The sequence below is a fragment of the Chryseobacterium defluvii genome (genome assembly GCF_014204415.1).
In the GTDB taxonomy this organism is placed as follows: Bacteria; Bacteroidota; Bacteroidia; order Flavobacteriales; family Weeksellaceae; genus Chryseobacterium; species Chryseobacterium defluvii_A.
Map to the genome: position 1 here is coordinate 277,547 of NZ_JACHLE010000002.1, position 20,226 is coordinate 297,772.

The 20,226-nt window shown below is 37.8% G+C and carries 20 protein-coding genes; 8 read left to right on the forward strand and 12 right to left on the reverse strand.

Annotated elements, in window-relative coordinates; all coding sequences use genetic code 11:
- Positions 1–111: 111 nt before the first annotated feature.
- The 3 genes from HNP38_RS09670 to HNP38_RS09680 are packed head-to-tail and all read left to right on the forward strand — an operon-like array spanning position 112 to position 3,297.
- Complete coding sequence (locus HNP38_RS09670; RefSeq protein WP_184188474.1) at positions 112–1,035, forward strand: M28 family peptidase; 924 nt, start codon at positions 112–114, stop codon at positions 1,033–1,035.
- A 51-nt stretch (positions 1,036–1,086) separates the two neighbouring features.
- Entirely contained in the window at positions 1,087–2,925 is a 1,839-nt protein-coding gene (locus HNP38_RS09675) for an ABC transporter ATP-binding protein (RefSeq protein ID WP_184188477.1), read from the forward strand.
- Between the two features lie 21 nt (positions 2,926–2,946).
- Positions 2,947–3,297 carry a DUF1801 domain-containing protein gene (locus HNP38_RS09680; RefSeq protein WP_184188480.1) on the forward strand — a complete coding sequence of 117 codons (351 nt, stop codon included), beginning with the start codon at positions 2,947–2,949 and terminating at the stop codon, positions 3,295–3,297.
- 99 nt (positions 3,298–3,396) lie between these two features.
- Here HNP38_RS09680 and HNP38_RS09685 read toward each other — a convergent pair whose 3' ends face one another.
- The 7 genes from HNP38_RS09685 to rsfS all read right to left on the reverse strand — a co-directional run bounded on the left by HNP38_RS09685 (position 3,397) and on the right by rsfS (position 11,319).
- Positions 3,397–5,184, reverse strand: a complete 1,788-nt coding sequence (locus tag HNP38_RS09685) for a hypothetical protein (protein WP_184188481.1) — start codon at positions 5,182–5,184, stop codon at positions 3,397–3,399.
- Positions 5,185–5,337: 153 nt separating this feature from the next.
- Positions 5,338–6,330, reverse strand: a complete 993-nt coding sequence (locus HNP38_RS09690; RefSeq protein WP_184188482.1) for a helix-turn-helix transcriptional regulator — start codon at positions 6,328–6,330, stop codon at positions 5,338–5,340.
- Between the two features lie 353 nt (positions 6,331–6,683).
- Complete coding sequence (locus HNP38_RS09695; RefSeq protein WP_184188483.1) at positions 6,684–7,337, reverse strand: phosphatidylserine decarboxylase family protein; 654 nt, start codon at positions 7,335–7,337, stop codon at positions 6,684–6,686.
- A gap of 4 nt (positions 7,338–7,341) precedes the next feature.
- On the reverse strand, positions 7,342–8,214 hold the full coding sequence (locus tag HNP38_RS09700) for a phosphatidate cytidylyltransferase (RefSeq protein ID WP_184188484.1): 873 nt from the start codon (positions 8,212–8,214) through the stop codon (positions 7,342–7,344).
- Between the two features lie 23 nt (positions 8,215–8,237).
- Entirely contained in the window at positions 8,238–8,816 is a 579-nt protein-coding gene (locus HNP38_RS09705) for an LUD domain-containing protein (protein WP_184188485.1), read from the reverse strand.
- A gap of 135 nt (positions 8,817–8,951) precedes the next feature.
- The gene (gene ftsH, locus HNP38_RS09710; RefSeq protein ID WP_184188486.1) at positions 8,952–10,934 is read right to left on the reverse strand and encodes an ATP-dependent zinc metalloprotease FtsH; all 1,983 of its coding nucleotides are present in this window, start codon (positions 10,932–10,934) and stop codon (positions 8,952–8,954) included.
- Between the two features lie 16 nt (positions 10,935–10,950).
- Complete coding sequence (gene rsfS, locus HNP38_RS09715) at positions 10,951–11,319, reverse strand: ribosome silencing factor (protein ID WP_184188494.1); 369 nt, start codon at positions 11,317–11,319, stop codon at positions 10,951–10,953.
- 87 nt (positions 11,320–11,406) lie between these two features.
- Here rsfS and HNP38_RS09720 point away from each other — a divergent pair, with 87 nt between their 5' ends.
- Positions 11,407–12,117: a biotin--[acetyl-CoA-carboxylase] ligase gene (locus HNP38_RS09720; protein ID WP_184188497.1), complete on the forward strand. Its 711-nt coding sequence runs from the start codon at positions 11,407–11,409 to the stop codon at positions 12,115–12,117.
- On the opposite strand, the gene HNP38_RS09725 is transcribed toward HNP38_RS09720, so the two are convergent.
- The 4 genes from HNP38_RS09725 to HNP38_RS09740 all read right to left on the reverse strand — a co-directional run bounded on the left by HNP38_RS09725 (position 12,111) and on the right by HNP38_RS09740 (position 15,521).
- Positions 12,111–13,223: an LptF/LptG family permease gene (locus HNP38_RS09725; RefSeq protein ID WP_184188501.1), complete on the reverse strand. Its 1,113-nt coding sequence runs from the start codon at positions 13,221–13,223 to the stop codon at positions 12,111–12,113. The two genes, HNP38_RS09720 and HNP38_RS09725, sit on opposite strands and share 7 nt — an antisense overlap.
- 12 nt (positions 13,224–13,235) lie before the next feature.
- Positions 13,236–14,366, reverse strand: coding sequence for a tRNA guanosine(34) transglycosylase Tgt (gene tgt, locus HNP38_RS09730; protein ID WP_184188505.1), 1,131 nt, complete (start codon positions 14,364–14,366; stop codon positions 13,236–13,238).
- A gap of 73 nt (positions 14,367–14,439) precedes the next feature.
- Positions 14,440–14,808 carry a DUF4296 domain-containing protein gene (locus HNP38_RS09735; protein WP_184188508.1) on the reverse strand — a complete coding sequence of 123 codons (369 nt, stop codon included), beginning with the start codon at positions 14,806–14,808 and terminating at the stop codon, positions 14,440–14,442.
- Positions 14,805–15,521 carry a polyprenol monophosphomannose synthase gene (locus HNP38_RS09740; RefSeq protein WP_184188511.1) on the reverse strand — a complete coding sequence of 239 codons (717 nt, stop codon included), beginning with the start codon at positions 15,519–15,521 and terminating at the stop codon, positions 14,805–14,807. Before HNP38_RS09740 ends, HNP38_RS09735 begins: the two co-directional genes overlap by 4 nt.
- A 178-nt stretch (positions 15,522–15,699) precedes the next feature.
- On the opposite strand from HNP38_RS09740, the gene HNP38_RS09745 reads away from it, so the two are divergent.
- The 4 genes from HNP38_RS09745 (at position 15,700) to HNP38_RS09760 (ending at position 19,496) form a co-directional block, all read left to right on the forward strand.
- On the forward strand, positions 15,700–16,266 hold the full coding sequence (locus tag HNP38_RS09745; protein ID WP_410493769.1) for a DUF4271 domain-containing protein: 567 nt from the start codon (positions 15,700–15,702) through the stop codon (positions 16,264–16,266).
- Positions 16,267–16,280: 14 nt separating this feature from the next.
- On the forward strand, positions 16,281–17,021 hold the full coding sequence (locus HNP38_RS09750; protein WP_184188517.1) for a uroporphyrinogen-III synthase: 741 nt from the start codon (positions 16,281–16,283) through the stop codon (positions 17,019–17,021).
- 88 nt (positions 17,022–17,109) lie between these two features.
- On the forward strand, positions 17,110–19,158 hold the full coding sequence (locus HNP38_RS09755; RefSeq protein ID WP_184188520.1) for a S9 family peptidase: 2,049 nt from the start codon (positions 17,110–17,112) through the stop codon (positions 19,156–19,158).
- Positions 19,155–19,496, forward strand: coding sequence for a hypothetical protein (locus HNP38_RS09760; protein WP_184188523.1), 342 nt, complete (start codon positions 19,155–19,157; stop codon positions 19,494–19,496). Before HNP38_RS09755 ends, HNP38_RS09760 begins: the two co-directional genes overlap by 4 nt.
- A gap of 105 nt (positions 19,497–19,601) precedes the next feature.
- On the opposite strand, the gene HNP38_RS09765 is transcribed toward HNP38_RS09760, so the two are convergent.
- Positions 19,602–20,090 (reverse strand): SRPBCC domain-containing protein, encoded by a 489-nt coding sequence (locus HNP38_RS09765; RefSeq protein WP_184188528.1) that lies wholly within the window; start codon positions 20,088–20,090, stop codon positions 19,602–19,604.
- Positions 20,091–20,226 lie beyond the last annotated feature (136 nt).

Below are 20,226 nucleotides of genomic sequence, written 5' to 3' on the forward strand. Positions count from 1 at the left end.
AGGAAAAAATCTGTGTAATCTCTGGGTGACAAAAAAGAATTTATTTTAATTTATCTAATTTTATGCAACATTTTCAGAAAATGTACGACTTATATCATAAATTTTGCCTCAATGAAAAAATTAGCATACCTTACTTTATCCCTGTTTTCAATATTTACTTTTGCACAGGAAGTTTCAAAGGAAAGAGTTCATACTGTACTTTCCACTCTTGCTTCGGATGAAATGAAAGGCCGTGAGATCGGAACTCCGGAAAATGAAAAAGCGGCGCAATATATAGCAAAGTTGTTTAAAGAAAATAATCTGGAGTATTGTACCGGAAAGTCCTTTCTTGTTCCTTTCGATTATAATGGGAAAAAAGCTTACAATGTTTGTGGTATCAAAAAAGGAAAAACTGATAAATATTTAGCTTTCTCCGGACATTTTGATCATATTGGTACCAGCAATAAAAGCGGTGACAATATTTATAACGGTGCGGATGATGATGCAAGCGGGATCACCACTCTTGTAGGAATCTCCGACTATTTCAAGGATACTACTCCGGAATTCTCAATGGTCTTTATGGCTTTTAACGGGGAGGAAAAAGGAATGAAAGGTTCAAAAGCTATTGCAGAGGATAAAAATTTAGATAAGATTTATAACAATCTGACGGCTCTTTTCAATTTCGAAATGGTAGCCACGGAGTCCCAGTTCGGGAAGAATGCCCTGTTTATGACGGGTGATGAATATTCCGATATGGATGAATTGTTTAATCAGTATGCTTTGAACAATTTAAAAATATTTCCAGATCCTTATGCTTCACAAAATTTATTCTACAGATCGGATAATGTGAGTTTTGTGAAAAAGAAGATCATTGCCCATTCTTTCTCTTCCGCCGATATGACGAAAATAAACCACTATCATCGTGAGAATGATGACATCAATGTGGTGGACTTTGATAATTTGACGCAGATCATTAATAGTTTTGGAAAAACACTTGAGAAACTCAACCCGGATAATTTTACCCCGAAGTATAATGATAAGGTAAAATTCAATTAGAAACGTCTTATCTTTTAATTTTACGTAATTTTGCTGACCAATTTCATTTGAATGAAACCATTACAAAGAATACTATATTTCGCAAAACCTCATAGAAAATATCTTTTCGGAAGTATCCTGTTCAATATACTTTATTCCTTACTGAGTATATTTTCAGTGATCACCATGCTGCCCATCCTAAGGATCTTATTCAAATTGGACAAGGCTGTTGATACCTCAAAGCCCCCTGTTTTTGAAGGCGGAATAGGTAATTATTTTGATTATTTAAAAGATCTTGCTTATTATAAGATTCAGATCAACATCAATGAGCATGGCAGTGTTCAGGTTTTGGCTACTCTTTGTATCATTACCGCGTTTGCATTTCTCCTGAGAAACCTCTTCAGGTATCTGGGAGCTTATTTACTGGTCAATTACAGGGTAGGGATCACCAGAGATCTGAGGACGGCCATGTATGATAAATTTTTAAAATTACCCGTATCATTCTTTACCGAACAGAGAAAAGGTGATATGATGTCCAGAATATCCAATGACATCGGGGCTGTAGAAGGCGGAATTATGGGAGCTCTGGTTGACCTGATCAATGCGCCTTTTATGATCATTGGTACTTTAGTCACCTTATTCTTGCTTGATGCAAATTTAACCCTGTTTTCACTAATCATTTTTCCTATCATGGGTGGTATTATCTCCTGGGTGGGCAAAAGCCTGAAAAAACAGGCATCATCTGCACAGGAAGAACTGGGGAATATGTTTTCCCTGGTAGATGAAACCTTGAAGTCCTCAAAGGTGATTAAAATATTTAATGCCGACAAAATATTAAAGAACCGATTCAACAGTACAACCAATCAATGGCAGAAGTTTGCCATAGGAATGAGCCGGAGAAGGGAAATGGCTTCTCCGATGAGCGAATTCTTAGGATCCATTACCATCCTTTTAATTACATGGTTTGCTGGTCTTAATATCATTAACGGGCATAATGATGATCCCGTGACATTTTTAGCCTTCATCGGGTTATTTTTCCAGATACTGGATCCTGCCAAGAAATTATCCAACTCTATTTCTTCCATTCAGGGAGGAATGGCGAGTTTGGACAGGGTTTCAGAAGTCCTTGATTATGACCTGAAAGTGGAAGAAATTGCGGAACCGGTTTCCATTTCTACCCTCAACAGCCAGATCGAATTCAATAATATCGGTTTTTATTATGATAAAGACAATGTAATCCTTAAAAACTTTTCGATCACCATTCCAAAAGGGAAAACCGTAGCACTTGTAGGGCAAAGCGGCAGTGGAAAAACGACCATTGCCAATCTTCTGGCAAGGTTCTATGATGTTTCGGAAGGAGAGATCCTGATAGACGGCGTTAATATCAAACATCTGAAATTAAAAGAATACAGACAGTTACTTGGAATGGTAACCCAGGAATCTGTTTTATTTAACGATTCCGTTTATAATAATATTTTGATGGGAAAACCTGAGGCTACGAGAGAAGAGGTAATTGCAGCGGCTAAGATTGCCAATGCAGACTCATTTATTACCCAGCTTCCGGAAGGCTATGATTCCAACATCGGGGACGACGGGAATAAGCTTTCGGGCGGTCAGAAACAAAGGGTTTCCATTGCAAGGGCCGTATTGAAAAATCCTCCGGTGATGATCCTGGATGAGGCAACCTCAGCTCTGGATACCGAATCCGAAAGATTTGTTCAGGATGCTTTGGAAAAAATGATGGAGAACAGGACTTCTCTGGTTATTGCCCACAGGCTTTCAACGATACAGAAAGCAGACTGGATCGTAGTAATGGAAAAAGGAGATATCGTAGAGCAGGGAACTCACCATGATCTTATCGCTAAGAAAGGGATGTATCATAAACTGGTCGAATTGCAGAATTTCGATTAATTTTTTTAAATCCGTTTAAAAATGAATCCTATACAAGAGTATTTCTACAGAATTGAAGAGCCTGAAAGAAGTACTCTTTTATTTTTAAGGAAAAAGATCCTTGAATCTGATCCGGAACATATCTCGGAAACATTAAGCTTCGGGCTTCCGTTCTTTAAGTATAAAAAGAAAATGCTGTGCTACTTTTATTACAGCAAAAAATACAAAAAACACTACGTCAGCTTTTATCATGGCGACCGGCTGAATTATCCCGAACTTATCCTGGAGGGCAGAAAAAAATTCAAAATCCTTTTACTGGATATGGAAGAAGACCTTCCGGTTCAGTTTATCTTAAGCCTTATTGCAGAAGTAAAGCAACATATCAGGGTTTAGTCTTTGTGCTCATATAAATAAAAAACACCGACGTTATATTTCTATAACGTCGGTGTTTTTTATTTACTAGTTTGTGTTTCAAAGTTTAATTATGCTAAGTTATTGGGTATTTATTCCGTGAAATTCAGCTTGTTTTATCGCCCATGCCAATACATTTGCATAGATGATCGAGTTCTGTATCGCCATACTCCCTGCTGCATTTCCGTTACCGGCAGACCCATAAGCTGTTTTAGCTATCGGGAAATTGCTGGTGTTCGTAGCAAAAGGATATGCAACATTACTCGAAATGGTTCCGTTAGCATTGAAATTACTTAAGAATCCTCCGTCTCCGATATAAAACAGATTCAGATTCTTATGCCTGAACATTGTAGTACCGGCATATACATTTGTAGAGTTGATGGCACTTGAACCGCTGTAAGATGTGATGAAAGCCTCCGATATACCTTCTACCGAGGCAGTTACACTGGCATCTTCACCCCAATTTTTACCTCTGATGTCACCAAACGGCCCGTTAAGAATTTCATCACTGATATTAATCATAGGGTATACCGCTCCACCGCCATTTCTTCCATTAACGTTGATCTGAGGATTGGCAAATATACTTCTCATAAGGTTTTGAATAGAAGATGTTCCTTCCAATTGGGCAATCACTACACCTCCTTTATTCAGATAGTCTACAAGAGCAGTCACTTCTGCCGCATTAGGAGTATATGGGTAACCTGTGATAACAATGTCAGGTTTGGCATTAATTGCTGCAATGGCCGGGGCTCCATCAGCAGGAGTAAGGTGTGTAAACCCTTCAAATTTAACAACACTGTTGGCCAGGGTCCCGAAATTAGCCGGTGCATCCATTAGATTTCTGGAAGCATCTTCTTCCGCACTGTATCCGTGATCACCGGTTCCTCCAAGGTGCACAATGCTTTTGGCCGGAATAACAACAATAACATTCACGTTACATGTTGTAGAAACTCCTCCCTGGCTGTCAGACGTGATGGTCATGGTTTTTACAGAAGTGGAACCCGGAGTTCCCGTTCCGTTCAGTGTGATCGTCTGATTTCCTGTGGCGGTAAAGGTTCCTGATGCTTTGAATGATATTCCGTCTACCGTATTTGTAGTTACGGTATAGCTTCCCAAAGCGCTCACATTTACCGGCAGGGTAATAGTATTAGAAGCATTAAGGGGTGTCCCGACTTTATAAACACCGTTTACAACAGCACTCCCGCAGCTCATGGTATAGGTACCTGCAGGGCTGAGTACATTTACGGTAACAGCAGGAGTACACGTAACATCCGTGCCATTTACTGAAAGCTGCACCGTATCCACCTGTACTGCACCCGGTATTCCCTGGCCTGTAATTTGTAGGGTCTGGATTCCCGTATTCAGGAATACTCCGGTTCCATAAAAATTATAACCATTGGTTGTGGTTCCGGTAATAGTATAGTTTCCTACTTTAGTTACATTTACGGTAACGCTAAGATAGTTAGATGCGGTAAGTTCCTTATTTTGAATATAGGTTCCCATCGCTTTCGTATTTGAACAATCTATGGTAAAAACGGATTTTCCCATCTGTCCGCAGACACTTTTCCATTCACTGTCTGCCAGACTCCAGTAATTATAACAATCCTCGGTAATATTGAAAATGGTGAGGCCATCATCATTGGCAGGATTAATAATAATAGCATTTCTCTGGGCCTCCGTAAGACGCGGAATAAGAATTCCTTTATTATTTTCCCCGGATACTACATCTAAAACTGAATTTGAATTAGGATTTGCTGTGTTAATTCCTACCGACCCATTTTGATTTTGTGAATAAAGCCCTCCAAAAGTGAAAAATAAGGCTAAAAGCACAAGCCCGATGCTAGCTTTTGTACATTTTGTCTTCATCATTCTTTAAGTATTTAATGTTTTTTTGTTCCACCACAGATTAAAAACTTAATCCTGGTTATCGGCACAAAATTACCTTACCTAAAGAAATCCGGCTGTAAATACAGCTACGTAATACTACTCACGAGTAGTAAAACTCATAGGCTGAAATAGTTTTTATATTTTAAGAATGAAATTATTAATATTGATATCTGAGGCAATATCCAGCTTTTTCCGGATCCTGTATTTTCTGCTTTCAATGGCCCTTACACTGCTTTTGGTACATAATGCAATTTTTTTAGTATCAAAATTCAGTTTCATTAAAGCACAGATGTGGATCTCAGAATTGATAAGTCCCGAATTTATTTTTAAAACATTCGGTATAAAGTCGGGAAAATAGATCTGAAATTTATCAAGAAAAAGAGGAGAATCATTTTCTGCCATTTCCAGGATTTCTGCAATATTTTCTTCTGTTAAATTGTTAAGAATGATCTGTTGTTTCATCAGTTCATTATTGGTTTTTACCAGGTCTTCAATTGTGGAATCCTTGATTTCCGTTTCCTTCATTAAACCATGGATCAGCCTATCCTTTTGAGAGATGAAGTAGATATCCATTAAAAAAGTAGTAATTGTAAAAAGTATATTTAATAGCTGTATTATTTTAAAATCTCCGGGCTGTATGAACTTGCTTTTCGGCAGAAAATCCAAATCAAACAACAAACAGCCTATAAAATTCAAAGTAATAATTACCACAATAAATAATATTGAGTAATAATCCTGCTTGTAATTGAAATAAAAAGGTAATGCAAATAAAAGGGAGAAATAAAAATATTCAACGCCTGCCTTTTTCCAGGTATATACGTAAAAGAAGCTGACAATAAGGGTAAGAATTATAAAAATAACAACGATGGTATTCTTCAACAGTTTTTTAAATCTGATCGTTTTTCCCCTGAGATACATGAGAAGTATCCATAAAAAAGTGATTCCGATTAAAAATATAGATGTAATAGTATCGCCAAAGAAAGTGATAATGAATACCGAATAAAATAAAAATATGAAAAACAGGAATAAAAGATAGCGGTTGATAAGTTTTAGATAATGACGGTCAAAATCATTATCTGCACTTTCAATCTGATGATTAATTATTTTAGAAAATATATTACTGATCATGTTCTAAAACTCTATAAAAGTTAAGAATATCCGAAAATGAGCAAGTAGGTTTTGGTACACATAAATATATGATTATTCTTATAAATTATCTGTATGATTACGTAAATTCAGCAAGCAATAGACGACATGTAAAACAACTTGCGGTTAAAGCACCTAATTTTCATCCTGCAAAAATAGGTCATGGCAGGTTCATCCTACCGAAATAATTCTACGCAATACTACGCATGAACAATGAGATTCAAATATAAAAGGCTGATTGTACCTTGGACTTGTGAAAAGATAATCACTCCTCATTTTGAAAAAAGAGAAAATCAATGATTTTCTCTTTTTTATCTTTTATATTAAGTAATTCCTTATTCTTTGAGCCTTGCAATAACATCTAAGCCGCCTTTCGTAATATCCCCTATATTGCATATGATCTCTGTATCTAATGGGAGAAAAACATCCATTCTCGATCCAAATTTAATGAACCCGAATTCATGTCCTGCCTTTGCTTCATCCCCCTCATTGCAATAAAACATAATCCTTCTCGCCACATATCCTGCAATCTGTCTGAAAACCACTTTATGGTTGGTCAGGCTTTCAACGGCAACGGTAGTCCTTTCATTTTCCGTAGAAGATTTTTCATGCCATGCCACTAAATATTTTCCCGGGTGATATTTTTTATAAATTACCTTTCCGGATACCGGATAGCGACAGATATGTACATTAAGGGGAGACATGAAAATAGATACCTGGATCACCTTTTCCCTTAAGAATTCCGTTTCCTCCACTTCTTTGATCATCACTACCTTTCCGTCAACGGGGGCAATTACATTTTCCTTGTGGTCAAGAATTTCACGATTAGGAACCCTAAAGAACCAAAATATCAGACTATAAACAACCAATAAAGGCATAATGACCAATAACGACCATATTTTAAGAAAATAGACCGCTAAAAACCCGATAATGATAAATAAGATGGTTGCTACGGCAATCGTTCCTTTTGATTCTCTATGCAGTTTCATGAGTTTAAATAAATTTTTCTAAAATAAAATACAAATATACGACAGGCGCACAGATTAAAAAACTATCCAGCCTGTCTAAAACCCCGCCATGCCCCGGAATGATGTTTCCGCTGTCCTTCACTCCGAAATTTCTTTTCAGCTGGCTTTCCACAAGATCTCCCAACGGAGCAAAACTTGCTACCAGAAATCCTACCACCATCCAGTTTCCACGGAGATCGGGCTGATACTGCTCAATAAAATAGGACATAACCAATGTCAGGATAACACCTCCGGCATAGCCTTCCCAGGTCTTTTTGGGAGAAATCTTAGGAGCCATCTTATGCTTCCCAAAAAACTTTCCCGCCAGGTAAGCGAATGTATCGCTGCTCCAGATTAAAATAAACAGAAATAAAACCTCCAGAGAAAACGTTTGCTGAATTGTAGAATACTTTGGAAGCCCCAATGCAAAACTGAACGGAAGAGCTACATAAATAACCGTAAAGATCAGCTTTCCGCTGTCAAAATACAGCTCTCTGGAATATTTGAACAAAGTAACGACCGCTATGGCAATTAAGGAAAGGGCCAATATCTCGCTTAACCTGAAATTAAAATAAAAATCATGATAAAAATACCTTTTTGAAAACATATAGAATATGACCATGATCATAGGAAACACTACCCATTTTTCATACCCTTTTCCAAACTTCATGATCTTCATGCATTCCCAAGCACCTACTACCATTAATACAGTAATCAGCCCGTAATACAAATACTGCTGCTGAATAAGATCCGGAAAAACACTGTTGATCAGCCGGGCTCCGAGCGGAGAAGTACAAAGGATGATGATCGCAACGTAAACAATTCCGGAAATGGTTCTTTGTATAAGGTTTTTGTCCAAAATTAAAAATTTAGAGTGGGTGCTTAATCCTCAAGCAGCAATAAAAAAAGTTTTGTATTGATATTAGAATTATCCAGTTTCGACTGGCTTCCGCTGATGGAAGTAAGATTCTTAATATTTCCGTTTCTTTTTATTTTTCCCATCGCATCGTTCAGATTATTCACGATCTGGGAAACATTGGCCATTATAATGATCTTATCCGGCAATCTTGAGGAGTGATAATGAAGAATATTATTGTGAGAAAGCATTACCCTTCCATCATAGGCAATCAGATATTCGCAGGAGATAAACGCAGCATCATTGGAAGATACCAGTTCGGAAGTATAAGGAGACTTGATAACATTCAGGAAACTTTGAAGTTCTTTGTCCCAGCAGAATAAGTTATCCACGGCCTCTATTTTAATAATCTGGTTTAAGGTCTGGAGAGCCTCCGCCTCATCAGCACAATAATTAAAAAACCCTCCGGAATGCGTAAACAATTGCGCAAACTTGTAATCAAGATCCGCATTTTTCAACGAATCCCCAAGCTTCTCCAAACTCTGTTTGTCCTCTTCTTCAGGCTGGTTGGTAAGTTTGCTAACAATCTTCTTAAATAAACTCAACTTAACTTATTTTTAGTCTACTTTATACAAAAGTAAAAAATTAATCATATAGATTCTAAAAAACTGCGCTTAAATATGAAAAAACCTGGCAATTTTGAACAGCCAGGTTTACATTTTGATTATTTTCAGAGATTTTTAAAGTTGCGTTGGGCTTTCCGGAGCCTGAACTTCGCTTTCTTCCTCTTTATCTTTCAAAGGAATGGTATTGGTCACAGGCTTCTCCGTTAATTCCGGATCCCATGCTCTTTTTCCGAATATTTCTTCCAGATCTTCACGGAATATCACTTCTTTTTCCAGAAGTTTATTCGCTAAAGCATCTAACTTATCTTTATTATCTGCAAGGATCTGCAATGCTCTCTGATACTGGTTTTCAATGATCGATTTGATCTCAGCATCTATCTTGGTTGCCGTTTCTTCAGAATAAGGCTTGCTGAAAGAGTATTCTGCCTGGCCCGAGCTGTCATAATAAGAAATATTACCGATATTAGGGCTCAATCCGTAAATGGTAACCATAGCCTGGGCTCTTTTCGTTACTGTTTCCAGATCGGAAAGTGCCCCTGTTGAAATATTATTAAATATCACCTGCTCTGCTGCTCTTCCTCCCAATGTGGCACACATTTCATCCAATAACTGCTCGGTAGTCGTCAGCTGTCTTTCTTCCGGAAGGTACCATGCCGCACCTAAAGAGCGCCCTCTTGGGACAATGGTTACTTTTAATAGTGGAGAAGCATGCTCTACCAACCACGAAATGGTGGCATGGCCTGCTTCATGATATGCTACTCTCTTCTTTTCAGAAGGTTTGATCGCTTTATTTTTCTTCTCAAGACCGCCGATAATTCTGTCTACCGCATCCAGAAAATCCTGTTTCGTTACGGACTCATGATTGTTTCTTGCTGCAATAAGGGCTGCCTCATTACAAACATTTGCAATATCCGCTCCACTGAAGCCGGGAGTCTGCTTGGCAAGAAATTCCCTGTCTACACTGCCATCAAGCTTGATTTTCTTTAAATGAACATCAAAGATCTGTCTTCTTTCATGCAATTCAGGAAGGTCCACATAAATAGAACGGTCAAAACGCCCGGCTCTCATTAATGCTTTATCCAAGATATCAGCTCTGTTGGTTGCCGCCATTACAATAACGTTGGTATCTGTCCCGAAACCATCCATTTCCGTAAGAAGCTGGTTCAGCGTATTTTCTCTTTCATCGTTTCCGCCGGAGAAATTGTTTTTTCCTCTTGCACGTCCTATTGCATCAATCTCGTCGATAAATATAATGGCCGGAGATTTTGCTTTAGCCTGAGCAAACAGGTCCCTTACTCTGGAAGCTCCTACTCCAACGAACATCTCAACGAAGTCTGACCCTGAAAGGGAAAAGAACGGAACTTTAGCTTCACCAGCTACGGCTTTTGCCAATAATGTTTTACCTGTTCCCGGAGGACCTACCAGAAGAACTCCTTTAGGAATTTTACCTCCCAGCTTGGTATATTTTTCAGAGTTTTTAAGGAAATCCACAACTTCCTGAACTTCTTCTTTAGCTCCTTCCAATCCTGCAACATCTTTAAAGGTTACCTGGATTCTTTCTTTCTCATCAAAAAGTTTTGCTTTAGATTTCCCGATAGAGAATATTTGACCACCAGGGCCACCGCCACCGCCCATTCTCCTGAACAGAAGGAAATAGAACAGTCCTAAAATAGCGATCCAGATCAATGCCGACACCAGGATATCCATGAATGGGCTCTTGCCTGCTCCATAGTCTTTGGTTGTCTTAATTGCGGTATTTTGTTCTTTTATGGTATCAAATTTTTTCAGGAAAAGCTGAAGGTCACCATATTTTACCGTGTAATCTGCTTTCGGAGCCATATTGAATGCTGAAAGCGGATCAGTTTCGGTGGTTTTTTTCACCATTGCCGTTTTGGCAGCCTGTGTAAGAAATACATCGGCTTTTTCAGTGTCTTTATATATTATAACATTCTGAATTTTCCCTGACTGCATCACTTTGAAAAATTCATCTTCATCTATAGATTTTGCATTATTATCACCAAAAAAATTGGGAATAAAGAATAACAAAAGTGCTATGATCGCAATCGGAAAAAACCAGTTAAATCCTTTATTGTTCATTTATACTTTTTAAAATTTAAAATTCATTTTCTATTCTGGTGATCTTTGCATCACCCCAGAGTTCTTCTATATCGTAGTATTCGCGTACCTGCTTTTGAAATATATGAACTACCACCGAAACATAATCTACCAAAACCCACATTGCATTTTCGGTACCCTCTACATGCCAAGGCCTTTCTTTGAGTTCGTTTCTTACTTTTTTCTCAACACTTCCTGCCAGGGCAGCAACCTGCGTGTTGGAATTTCCGCTGCATATCACAAATGTCTCTGCTACTGAATTTTCAATGTTTGAAAGGTCAAAGATCATGATATCTTCCCCTTTTACATCCTGGATAGCTTCAACGATTTTATCTAATAATTCTTGCTTTTCTGCTGTTTTATTCATTAAAAAAATACTATAATCTGCAAATTTATTGTTTTTTCTTTACTTTAGCCTTACTTTTAGGCGCTGAAAGTCTTAAAGTTTTCTTAAATGAGCGAACTGTTTTACCTAAAAGAGTGTTCTTCTACTAATGACGAAATTCCCAAATTTTTACTTTACGGAGGTTCAGATTTTGTAAGCCTTTATACATTCAACCAAACCAAAGGAAGAGGACAGTATGGAAATAGCTGGGCATCAGCTCCTGAACAAAATTTAGCGTACACGTTAGCTGTGAATACCTTAAACTCCAATGTTCCTGATAGTCTATTCAATTATTATACCGCAAGCAGTATAAGAGAATTTCTTGCCAATTTGACTGGAAATCCCGTGAAAATAAAGTGGCCGAATGATATTATCCTTAAAAATAAAAAGATCGCCGGGATTCTGATTGAAAAGAAAAAAATCCATAATCAGAATTATTTTATCATTGGGGCAGGTATTAATATTCTTCAGGAAAAATTTGAAATTCCCAATGCAGGCTCTCTCTTAACGCAGGTAGGCAAACATTTTGACCTGAAAACATTTACAACACAACTGCATGATTTTCTGACAGAAAAACTAAATCATATTCCTTCTGAACGGGAAATCATGGATGAGTTCAATGCCAATTTATTCCGCAAAGATGAGATCTCTGTATTCGAGATCGGAAAAGAAAGACAAAATGGCATTATACGATCTGCCGACGAAAAGGGTGAGATACGGATAGAACTGGAAGATGGCTTAAAATCCTTTTACCATAAGGAAATAAAGCTTCTTTACTGATTGGCCCGTCTCAGGTATAAAATTAATGCTAAAGGCAAAAATATGAGATTCGGGAACCACATAGCCAAAGCAGGGCTCATGCTTTTATTCTCTGAAACCACCTTCAACGCCTCAAATGAGAACACGAAAATAAATGCCAGGGAAATCCCGACGGCAAGGTTGATACCCAAACCACCCCTTCTTTTCTGGGAAGAAAGTGAAAGTGCCAGAAAAGTGAGGATAACAATAGAAACAGGCATAGATGTCCTCTGATAAAGCTCATTAAGGTGGGCATTGAGGTTACTGTTCCCTTTTTCTTTTTCTCGCTGGATGAACTTAAGCAATTCCGGTGTTGTTTTATTCTGCCCAAGCAACTCGTTCGGAAAAAGTTCTTCCGGGGCATGTCCATAACTTTTTCTTAGTTCAAATCCGTTACCCAGTTTTTCGGAGTCATCTTTATTGATGGTCTTTTCCAGATAGTTGTTCAATACAAACTGCTTTTTGTCTTTATCCCAATATACTTCATTAGATTTAAGCTCATAGGTCATTTTTCTGTTCTTATCGAACTGCTGAAAGATAAACCCTGAACCTCTTCTCTCTCTTTTATTCCATGTATTGATAAAGATGTATTCTGTTTTGCTTAATTGTGCGGAAACCGGAGCCGTTCCCAATACTTTTTCTTTATTGGCTGCATTATAGGTGTATGCTTCCAATTCATTTTTTTTAATATTAGCCCACGGTAAGACAAAATGGTTAACCACTAATGATATGGATGCAATAAATAATGAAGTGATCAGATAAGGCCTTGCAAACCTGTGAAAACTGGCACCGCTGCTGATCACGGCAACAATCTCCGTATTATTGGCCATTCTGGATGTGAAATAAATGACGGAAATAAACACCAGGATAGACAAGAATGTCATAACGAGATTGATGATCCAGAAAGGATAGAAATGAACCAGAAAATAAGCCAGATCCAGTTTCGGATCTATAAGCTTGGCATTCTCAATTCTTGGGATTTTCTGTTGAACATCGATCACCAATACCACTATAGACAGCAGGATCAGCATGAAACTAAAGGTTCCAAGGTATTTTCCGATGATATATCTGTCTATAATTTTAAGCATCTTATTTTTTATTTAAAGCCGTTGTCTCAAAACCGGCACCACTGATTTTTTCCATTCATAAAAATCGCCTGCTATAATATGCTCTCTCGCCACTTTCACCAGATCCAGATAGAAGGCAAGGTTATGGATAGAAGCAATCTGTTTGGCCAAATATTCTTTTGAAACGAATAAGTGACGCAGATAGGCTTTTGAGTATTCTTTATCTACAAAACTTGTCCCAAACTCGTCCAAAGGCGAAAAGTCGCGTTTCCATTTTTCATTTTTAAGGTTCATTACACCCTGCCATGTGAAAAGCATTGCATTTCTGGCATTTCTTGTAGGCATTACACAATCCATCATATCAATTCCCAAGCCAATAGATTCCAGTATATTCCAGGGAGTTCCCACTCCCATCAGGTATCTTGGCTTTTCTTTGGGAAGGATATCCGTAACCTCATCTGTGATCCTGTACATCTCTTCTTCCGGCTCCCCTACGGAAAGTCCACCGATCGCATTTCCCTCTGCCCCTGCTTCGGAGATCACTTCGGCAGAGATCTTTCTCAGGTCTGAATAGGTAGATCCCTGAACAATAGGGAAAAGCCTTTGCTGATGGCCGTATAATTCTTTATTCTGTTCAGTCCATTCGATGCACCTTTTCAACCAGCGATGGGTAAGCTCCATGGATGATTTGGCCTGATTGTATTCGCACGGATAGGGCGTACACTCATCAAAAGCCATAAAAATATCTGCTCCGATCTGTCTCTGGATCTCCATAGATTTTTCCGGAGAGATGAAATGATAGCTTCCGTCAATATGGGACTTGAATTTCACGCCTTCTTCTGTCATTTTCCTGCTGCTGGCCAAAGAAAACACCTGAAAACCTCCTGAATCGGTAAGAATAGGAAGATCCCAGTTCATAAATTTATGCAGCCCTCCTGCTTCCTGCATAACATCCATGGTAGGGCGCAGATACAGGTGATAGGTATTTCCCAGAATGATCTGGGCTTTAATGTCTTCTTTTAATTCTCTCTGATGAACTGTTTTTACACTGGCAACAGTCCCTACCGGCATAAAAATAGGCGTCTGGATCTTACCGTGATCTGTAGAGATCTCTCCGGCCCGGGCCTTTCCTTCAGAGGTTTTTTCTATATTAAAAAATTTCATTCGTAGACTTTTTTTATTTCCTGCCATTGGTGGCCGATGTTTTGCCAAACAGAATATGTTCCTGCATCATTATTTATTTCGCAAAAGAAGGAACGTTTTCCCCTTTCTTCAACTTATCTTTTATATATTGATTGGCTTTCGGGTCTTTTTCCAGTAATTTTTTCTGGGCTTCATCCGCAATAGCATCCATTTTATTCCTGATCACATAATATTTATAGCTTTCTACAAAATCCACAGGCTTTACCTGATGAGACTGAAGGACAAACCTTGTCCCGCTTTCCAGATTGGTTCCCTGAAACATGAAGATCGCCTGATCATTAATGGCTAAATCTGCAAGAATTTCGGACATCATATTTTCATCAACAAGATTTTTCGGTTTGTCGATATAGTCGGTGCAGGAAAATAATCCTATCATCATAAAAATGAATATCAGTTTTCTCATAATCTGTTGATCAATGATTTCCATTTCAAATTTAAGACCCCAAAAACAGCTTCATGGATGATCCCGCCATTCATTTTGCTTTCACCCAAAACCCTGTTTGTAAAAATAATAGGTTCTTCCACTATTTTGAACCCTTTCTTATACGCCCTGAATTTCATTTCGATCTGAAATCCATATCCTTTCAGCCTTACATTATCCAGTCCGATCTCTTCAAGGACTTTTCTTGAAAAGCAAACGAAACCTGCCGTGGTATCATGAATTGGCAGTCCCAGGATAAATCTTACATATTTGGACGCAAAATAGGAGAGCAACACTCTTCCCATGGGCCAGTTCACCACATTCACTCCTTTTGAATACCGGGAACCGATAGCCATATCGGCCTGTAAACAGGCATTATATAGTTTCGGGAGGTCATTTGGGTTATGAGAAAAATCGGCATCCATCTCAAAAATGTAATCATAATTATTCTGAATAGCCCATTTGAACCCATGAATATATGCCTTTCCCAAGCCATCTTTTATATGCCTTATCGACAAATGCAGATGATGGGGAAATTTTTTCTGCAGATCCTTCACCACTTCAGCTGTTCCGTCAGGTGAAGAGTCATCCACCACCAGAATATGAAAGTCATTTTCCAAAGCAAAAACCGCAGAAATAATATTTTCAATATTTTCCTTCTCGTTATATGTCGGAATAATGACCAGTTTTTTCATTTCAGTTTGCAAAGATAGTTTATTTAACCTTTTTATTTTATACAAAATAATCTATAATTTTGCAAAAAACATTCCGTTGCCGTTATCACAAAATTTTATAAATCACATAAGGATACCTGAAAACAACGATTGGGTGATCTTTATATTGCTGGGCTGTGTCTTTTTATATATTTTTATGATGAATGTCATAGAAAGGGATGCCAATTTGAAAGACTTTTTGCTTCAGAAATATTTTGACTCAAGCAATAATCTTCCAAGCTGGATCATAACATCCTGTGTCACTACTCTTACTTTAGCTGTTCTGGTATCCCAGTATATACCTATTGTTCCAGAATATATTGCCGATCTGCAGATTTTGGGTTATCAGCTGAATAAAATCGGGTATAGCTTATTAGCAATCCTATTTTTTTATCTGTCAAAATCTACTTTAGGCTTTTTATTTTACCAAAGTATCGGGGATGGAAAAAAATGGTCCGTTTTCTATTTTACTTCTACCAAATTTTATTTCATCCTGTCATTTTTACTGATCATTTTATGTATCGTTCATTATTATTTCCCAATTGACAGAAATAAAATATTCCTGTATTATATATTCTTTTTTTCTATCGTATTCATTTTCAAAGTTTTTTTCTATTTATTTCACAAAAACAACATCTTACCAGAAAAATGGTATTATAAATTTTTGTATATTTGCACCCTCCAAATCGCGCCTTTATTGTTGCTTTGGAAATTATTATTTTTTTAATATAGTCAATAACGATGAGAATAAAATCTATATTGGTTTCTCAACCAGCGCCAAGTGAGTCTTCCCCGTATTTGGATATAGCGAAGAAGGAAAAAATAAAGATTGATTTCCGTCCTTTCATCCACGTCGAAGGAGTTGACAATAAAGAACTTAGAACACAAAAAATAGATCTGACGCAATATACCGGCATTATCTTTACCAGTAAAAATGCGATTGATCATTATTTCAGACTGGCGGAAGAACTACGCTTTGCTGTTCCGGACACTATGAGATACATATGCCAGTCCGAAGCTGTAGCCAATTATCTTCAAAAACATATTGTTTACAGAAAAAGAAAGATCAGTTTCGGGGAGAAAAATTTTTCAGACCTGCTGCCTCTTTTCAAGAAATTCCCGTCTGAAAAATATCTGCTGCCTTCATCAGATGTTTTGAGCCCGGATATTCCAAAAACTTTAGATGCCGCCAATATAGACTGGACCAGAGCAATCATGTACAGAACAGTCTGCAGTGATCTGACTGATATTAATATTAAGGATTACGAAATGCTGGTATTCTTCAGCCCACAGGGAATCAAGTCTTTACAACAGAATTTCCCTGACTTCAGGCAAGACGACACTAAAATTGCCGTTTTTGGGAATACCACCTTAAACGCCGCCGAAGAGGCAGGACTGAGAGTAGATGTAATGGCTCCTACAAAGGAAACTCCTTCCATGACTATGGCCCTTGAAAAATATATTAAAAGCCTTCATAAATAGCTTTTAATATCTTATATAAAACAGCCGTCTTTCAATAAAAGGGAAGATGGTTTTTTTTTAACTAAATTTGAACAAGAATTAATATTGAATGGAAGCTCCAAAGGCAAAAAAAATAGAAAAAATACTCGAAATACACGGGGACAAGAGAATAGACAATTATTTCTGGCTTAATGAAAGAGAAAATCCTGAGGTCATCCAATATCTTGAAAAAGAAAATGCCTACGCAGATTTCATTATGAAAGATACTGAAAATCTTCAGGAAGAGCTTTTTGAAGAAATGAAATCCCGCTATAAAAAAGATGACGAATCCCTTCCCTATTTTTTTAACCAATACTGGTATATTGTCCGGTACGAAGAAGGAAAAGAATACCCTATTTTTTGCAGAAAGTATAAAAGCTTAAACAATCCGGAAGAAGTTGTTCTTGACGTCAATATCCTTGCAGAAGGAGAAAACTTTTTCGAGGTCGGATCTGTTGCAGTAAGCCCCAATAATCAGATCGCTTCTTTTTCGTCAGATAATGTCGGCAGAAGAATTTACACTTTACAATTTAAAGACCTGTTAACCGGAGAGATATTATCTGATCAAATCCAAAATACGACAGGAAAAGCGGTTTGGGCCAATGACAACCAACACGTTTTCTATACAAGAAAAGACGAAAGCTTACGGGCTTTTCAGGTTTACAGACACGCATTAGGAACCGACCCTTCTGAAGATGTTCTGATCTTCCATGAAAAAGATGAAACTTTTGATGTCAATGTTTTCAAAACAAAATCATTACAGTATATTTTCATCGCAAGTTCCAGTACGATCTCGGATGAGCATCGTTTTATCCCTTCAGACAATGTTTTTGCAGAATGGAAGATCATTCAGTCCAGGATAGACGACCTGGAATATTCCGTGGAACATTATGAAGATGAATTTTATATCATTACAAATGCAGATGAGGCAACCAATTTCAAAATTGTAAAAGCAAAGATCGACAGCTGCGGAATGGAAAACTGGGTGGATGTAATCCCTCATCGTAAAGACGTGCTGTTGGAAGGCTTTGAGATCTTTAAGGATTATCTTGTTCTCGAAGAAAGGGAAAAAGGGCTGTTACAGATCAAGATCATCGATGAGAAAAACCGGGAGTCTCATTACCTGCCTTTTTCAGATCCTACTTATACTGCTTACATCAGCATCAATCTGGAATTTGATACTGAAGTTTTGCGTTATGGCTACACTTCTCTTACTCAGCCAGGCTCAACCTATGAGTATAATATGAAGGAAAAAACAACCAAGCTTTTGAAACAACAGGAAGTTTTAGGTGGCAAGTTCTTTGCAGAAAACTATATTTCCGAAAGGATCTGGGCAGACTCCAGAGATGGAAAGTCCAAGATCCCTATCTCTTTGGTTTACCATAAGGACACGAAAAAATCTGCCACTACTCCCCTGCTTTTGTATGGTTATGGAAGTTATGGGCACACCGTTGATGCAAGTTTCTCGAATGTAAGACTATCTATTTTGGACAGAGGGTTTATTTATGCTATTGCCCATATCCGCGGTGGTGAATATTTAGGGAGAGAATGGTATGAGGATGGAAAAATGCTGTTTAAAAAGAATACTTTCTTTGATTTCATTGATGCCGGTAAATATCTCATTAGCCAAAATTATACTTCATCAAAACACCTGTACGCAATGGGAGGAAGTGCCGGGGGCCTTCTGGTTGGAGCTGTCATTAATTATGAGCCAGATCTTTTCAACGGCATCGTAGCACAGGTCCCATTTGTGGATGTGGTAACTACAATGCTGGACGAAACCATTCCGTTGACCACCGGGGAATATGATGAATGGGGAAATCCAAACAACAAGGAATATTATAATTATATGAAATCCTATTCTCCCTATGACAACGTGGAAGCAAAAGACTACCCTCACCTACTGATCACCACCGGTCTTCATGATTCACAGGTTCAATACTGGGAACCTGCAAAATGGACGGCCAAATTAAGGGAAATAAAAACGGACGATCATCTTCTGGTCTTTAAAACCGATATGAGCTCCGGGCACGGAGGCGCCAGCGGAAGATTTGAATCATTGAAAGAAGACGCGCTAGAATATGCATTTTTATTAAAATTAGAAAACAAAGAAGAATGATCAACGAAGCCGAATACTGGAAAAAAATAGAACAATTCTTTGAGGATAACTTCCAGACTGAAAAGAACCCGCCAATCGAAACACTTCTGTTTCTTATCGGGCTTCAGGAATTAGGGAGTGGCCAGCAAAAATATACAAAAGACGATAAGGTAAACCTCCTCCACATTGCAGTTTGCAGATTACTGGAACCTTTTGGCTATTATAAATTTACTCATTATGAAGACGGATGGCCGCAATTTGAGCAATTGGAAGAACTGCCAGAGTTAAGACCTAATGAACAGACCCTGCTGATGAAAAAAGCTATTATTCAATATTTTCAGGATGAAGAATTGATTTAATTTGAAAATGTTTTTTGTTGCTCTATTATTTGGGCGGGGACTTCCAGATAAAGCCTGTTCCCATTGATATGAATTTTCAAATTATCTCATTCTCAAATTACCATATTATCCTTTCAGCACATCCTCCAGTTGATCGAGCCCCATTTTGAAACCTTCTTCAAAACCCATTTCCAGCAGCTGTTTGATGGCTTCATGAGACTGAAAATGAATGTTAACCGTAACTTTGGTACCTTCTTCTACTCCTGTAAAGCCAAACAGCCACTTTGCTTCCGGAAAATCAGGATTAATATTCCCATTTTCATCACAGAAGGAGTCAGTTCCGTCGAAGCTTCTATGTTCTATGATTTCACCATATTTCACCAGAGCATAGTGCCTTTCCCCTTCCGGTCCAACCATAGAATACAGCCAGGTTCCACCTTCTTTGAAATCCTGACTTTTAGTTTCGCACTTCCAGGGCTTTGGAGCCCACCATTGATCCAGTAATTCGGACTGGGTAAAATAATCCCATACTTTTGAAACGTCTGCATCATAAATTTTCATTACATACACACTGTTCGAGTCAAAATCTTTATTAAAAACAATATTGGATTCCATAAGTAACTATTTTTAACAAACTTACCTCTTTATTTCAAAAGCCGCCTTTTCTTATGACAAGTATTTAAAAATTTATAAATAAATGTTAAAAAACACCTTTTTAAGAAAAATAACACAATTTTTTGGCTCGTTTTTT

What these genes read in the sequence shown, in the direction of transcription:
- HNP38_RS09670 (WP_184188474.1), top strand. Translation starts at nt 112, where the DNA reads ATGAAAAAATTAGCATACCTTACTTTATCCCTGTTTTCAATATTTACT.
- HNP38_RS09675 (WP_184188477.1), top strand. Translation starts at nt 1,087, where the DNA reads ATGAAACCATTACAAAGAATACTATATTTCGCAAAACCTCATAGAAAA.
- HNP38_RS09680 (WP_184188480.1), top strand. Translation starts at nt 2,947, where the DNA reads ATGAATCCTATACAAGAGTATTTCTACAGAATTGAAGAGCCTGAAAGA.
- HNP38_RS09685 (WP_184188481.1), bottom strand. Translation starts at nt 5,184, where the DNA reads ATGATGAAGACAAAATGTACAAAAGCTAGCATCGGGCTTGTGCTTTTA.
- HNP38_RS09690 (WP_184188482.1), bottom strand. Translation starts at nt 6,330, where the DNA reads ATGATCAGTAATATATTTTCTAAAATAATTAATCATCAGATTGAAAGT.
- HNP38_RS09695 (WP_184188483.1), bottom strand. Translation starts at nt 7,337, where the DNA reads ATGAAACTGCATAGAGAATCAAAAGGAACGATTGCCGTAGCAACCATC.
- ftsH (WP_184188486.1), bottom strand. Translation starts at nt 10,934, where the DNA reads ATGAACAATAAAGGATTTAACTGGTTTTTTCCGATTGCGATCATAGCA.
- rsfS (WP_184188494.1), bottom strand. Translation starts at nt 11,319, where the DNA reads ATGAATAAAACAGCAGAAAAGCAAGAATTATTAGATAAAATCGTTGAA.
- HNP38_RS09720 (WP_184188497.1), top strand. Translation starts at nt 11,407, where the DNA reads ATGAGCGAACTGTTTTACCTAAAAGAGTGTTCTTCTACTAATGACGAA.
- HNP38_RS09725 (WP_184188501.1), bottom strand. Translation starts at nt 13,223, where the DNA reads ATGCTTAAAATTATAGACAGATATATCATCGGAAAATACCTTGGAACC.
- tgt (WP_184188505.1), bottom strand. Translation starts at nt 14,366, where the DNA reads ATGAAATTTTTTAATATAGAAAAAACCTCTGAAGGAAAGGCCCGGGCC.
- HNP38_RS09735 (WP_184188508.1), bottom strand. Translation starts at nt 14,808, where the DNA reads ATGAGAAAACTGATATTCATTTTTATGATGATAGGATTATTTTCCTGC.
- HNP38_RS09740 (WP_184188511.1), bottom strand. Translation starts at nt 15,521, where the DNA reads ATGAAAAAACTGGTCATTATTCCGACATATAACGAGAAGGAAAATATT.
- HNP38_RS09745 (WP_410493769.1), top strand. Translation starts at nt 15,700, where the DNA reads ATGAATGTCATAGAAAGGGATGCCAATTTGAAAGACTTTTTGCTTCAG.
- HNP38_RS09750 (WP_184188517.1), top strand. Translation starts at nt 16,281, where the DNA reads ATGAGAATAAAATCTATATTGGTTTCTCAACCAGCGCCAAGTGAGTCT.
- HNP38_RS09755 (WP_184188520.1), top strand. Translation starts at nt 17,110, where the DNA reads ATGGAAGCTCCAAAGGCAAAAAAAATAGAAAAAATACTCGAAATACAC.
- HNP38_RS09760 (WP_184188523.1), top strand. Translation starts at nt 19,155, where the DNA reads ATGATCAACGAAGCCGAATACTGGAAAAAAATAGAACAATTCTTTGAG.
- HNP38_RS09765 (WP_184188528.1), bottom strand. Translation starts at nt 20,090, where the DNA reads ATGGAATCCAATATTGTTTTTAATAAAGATTTTGACTCGAACAGTGTG.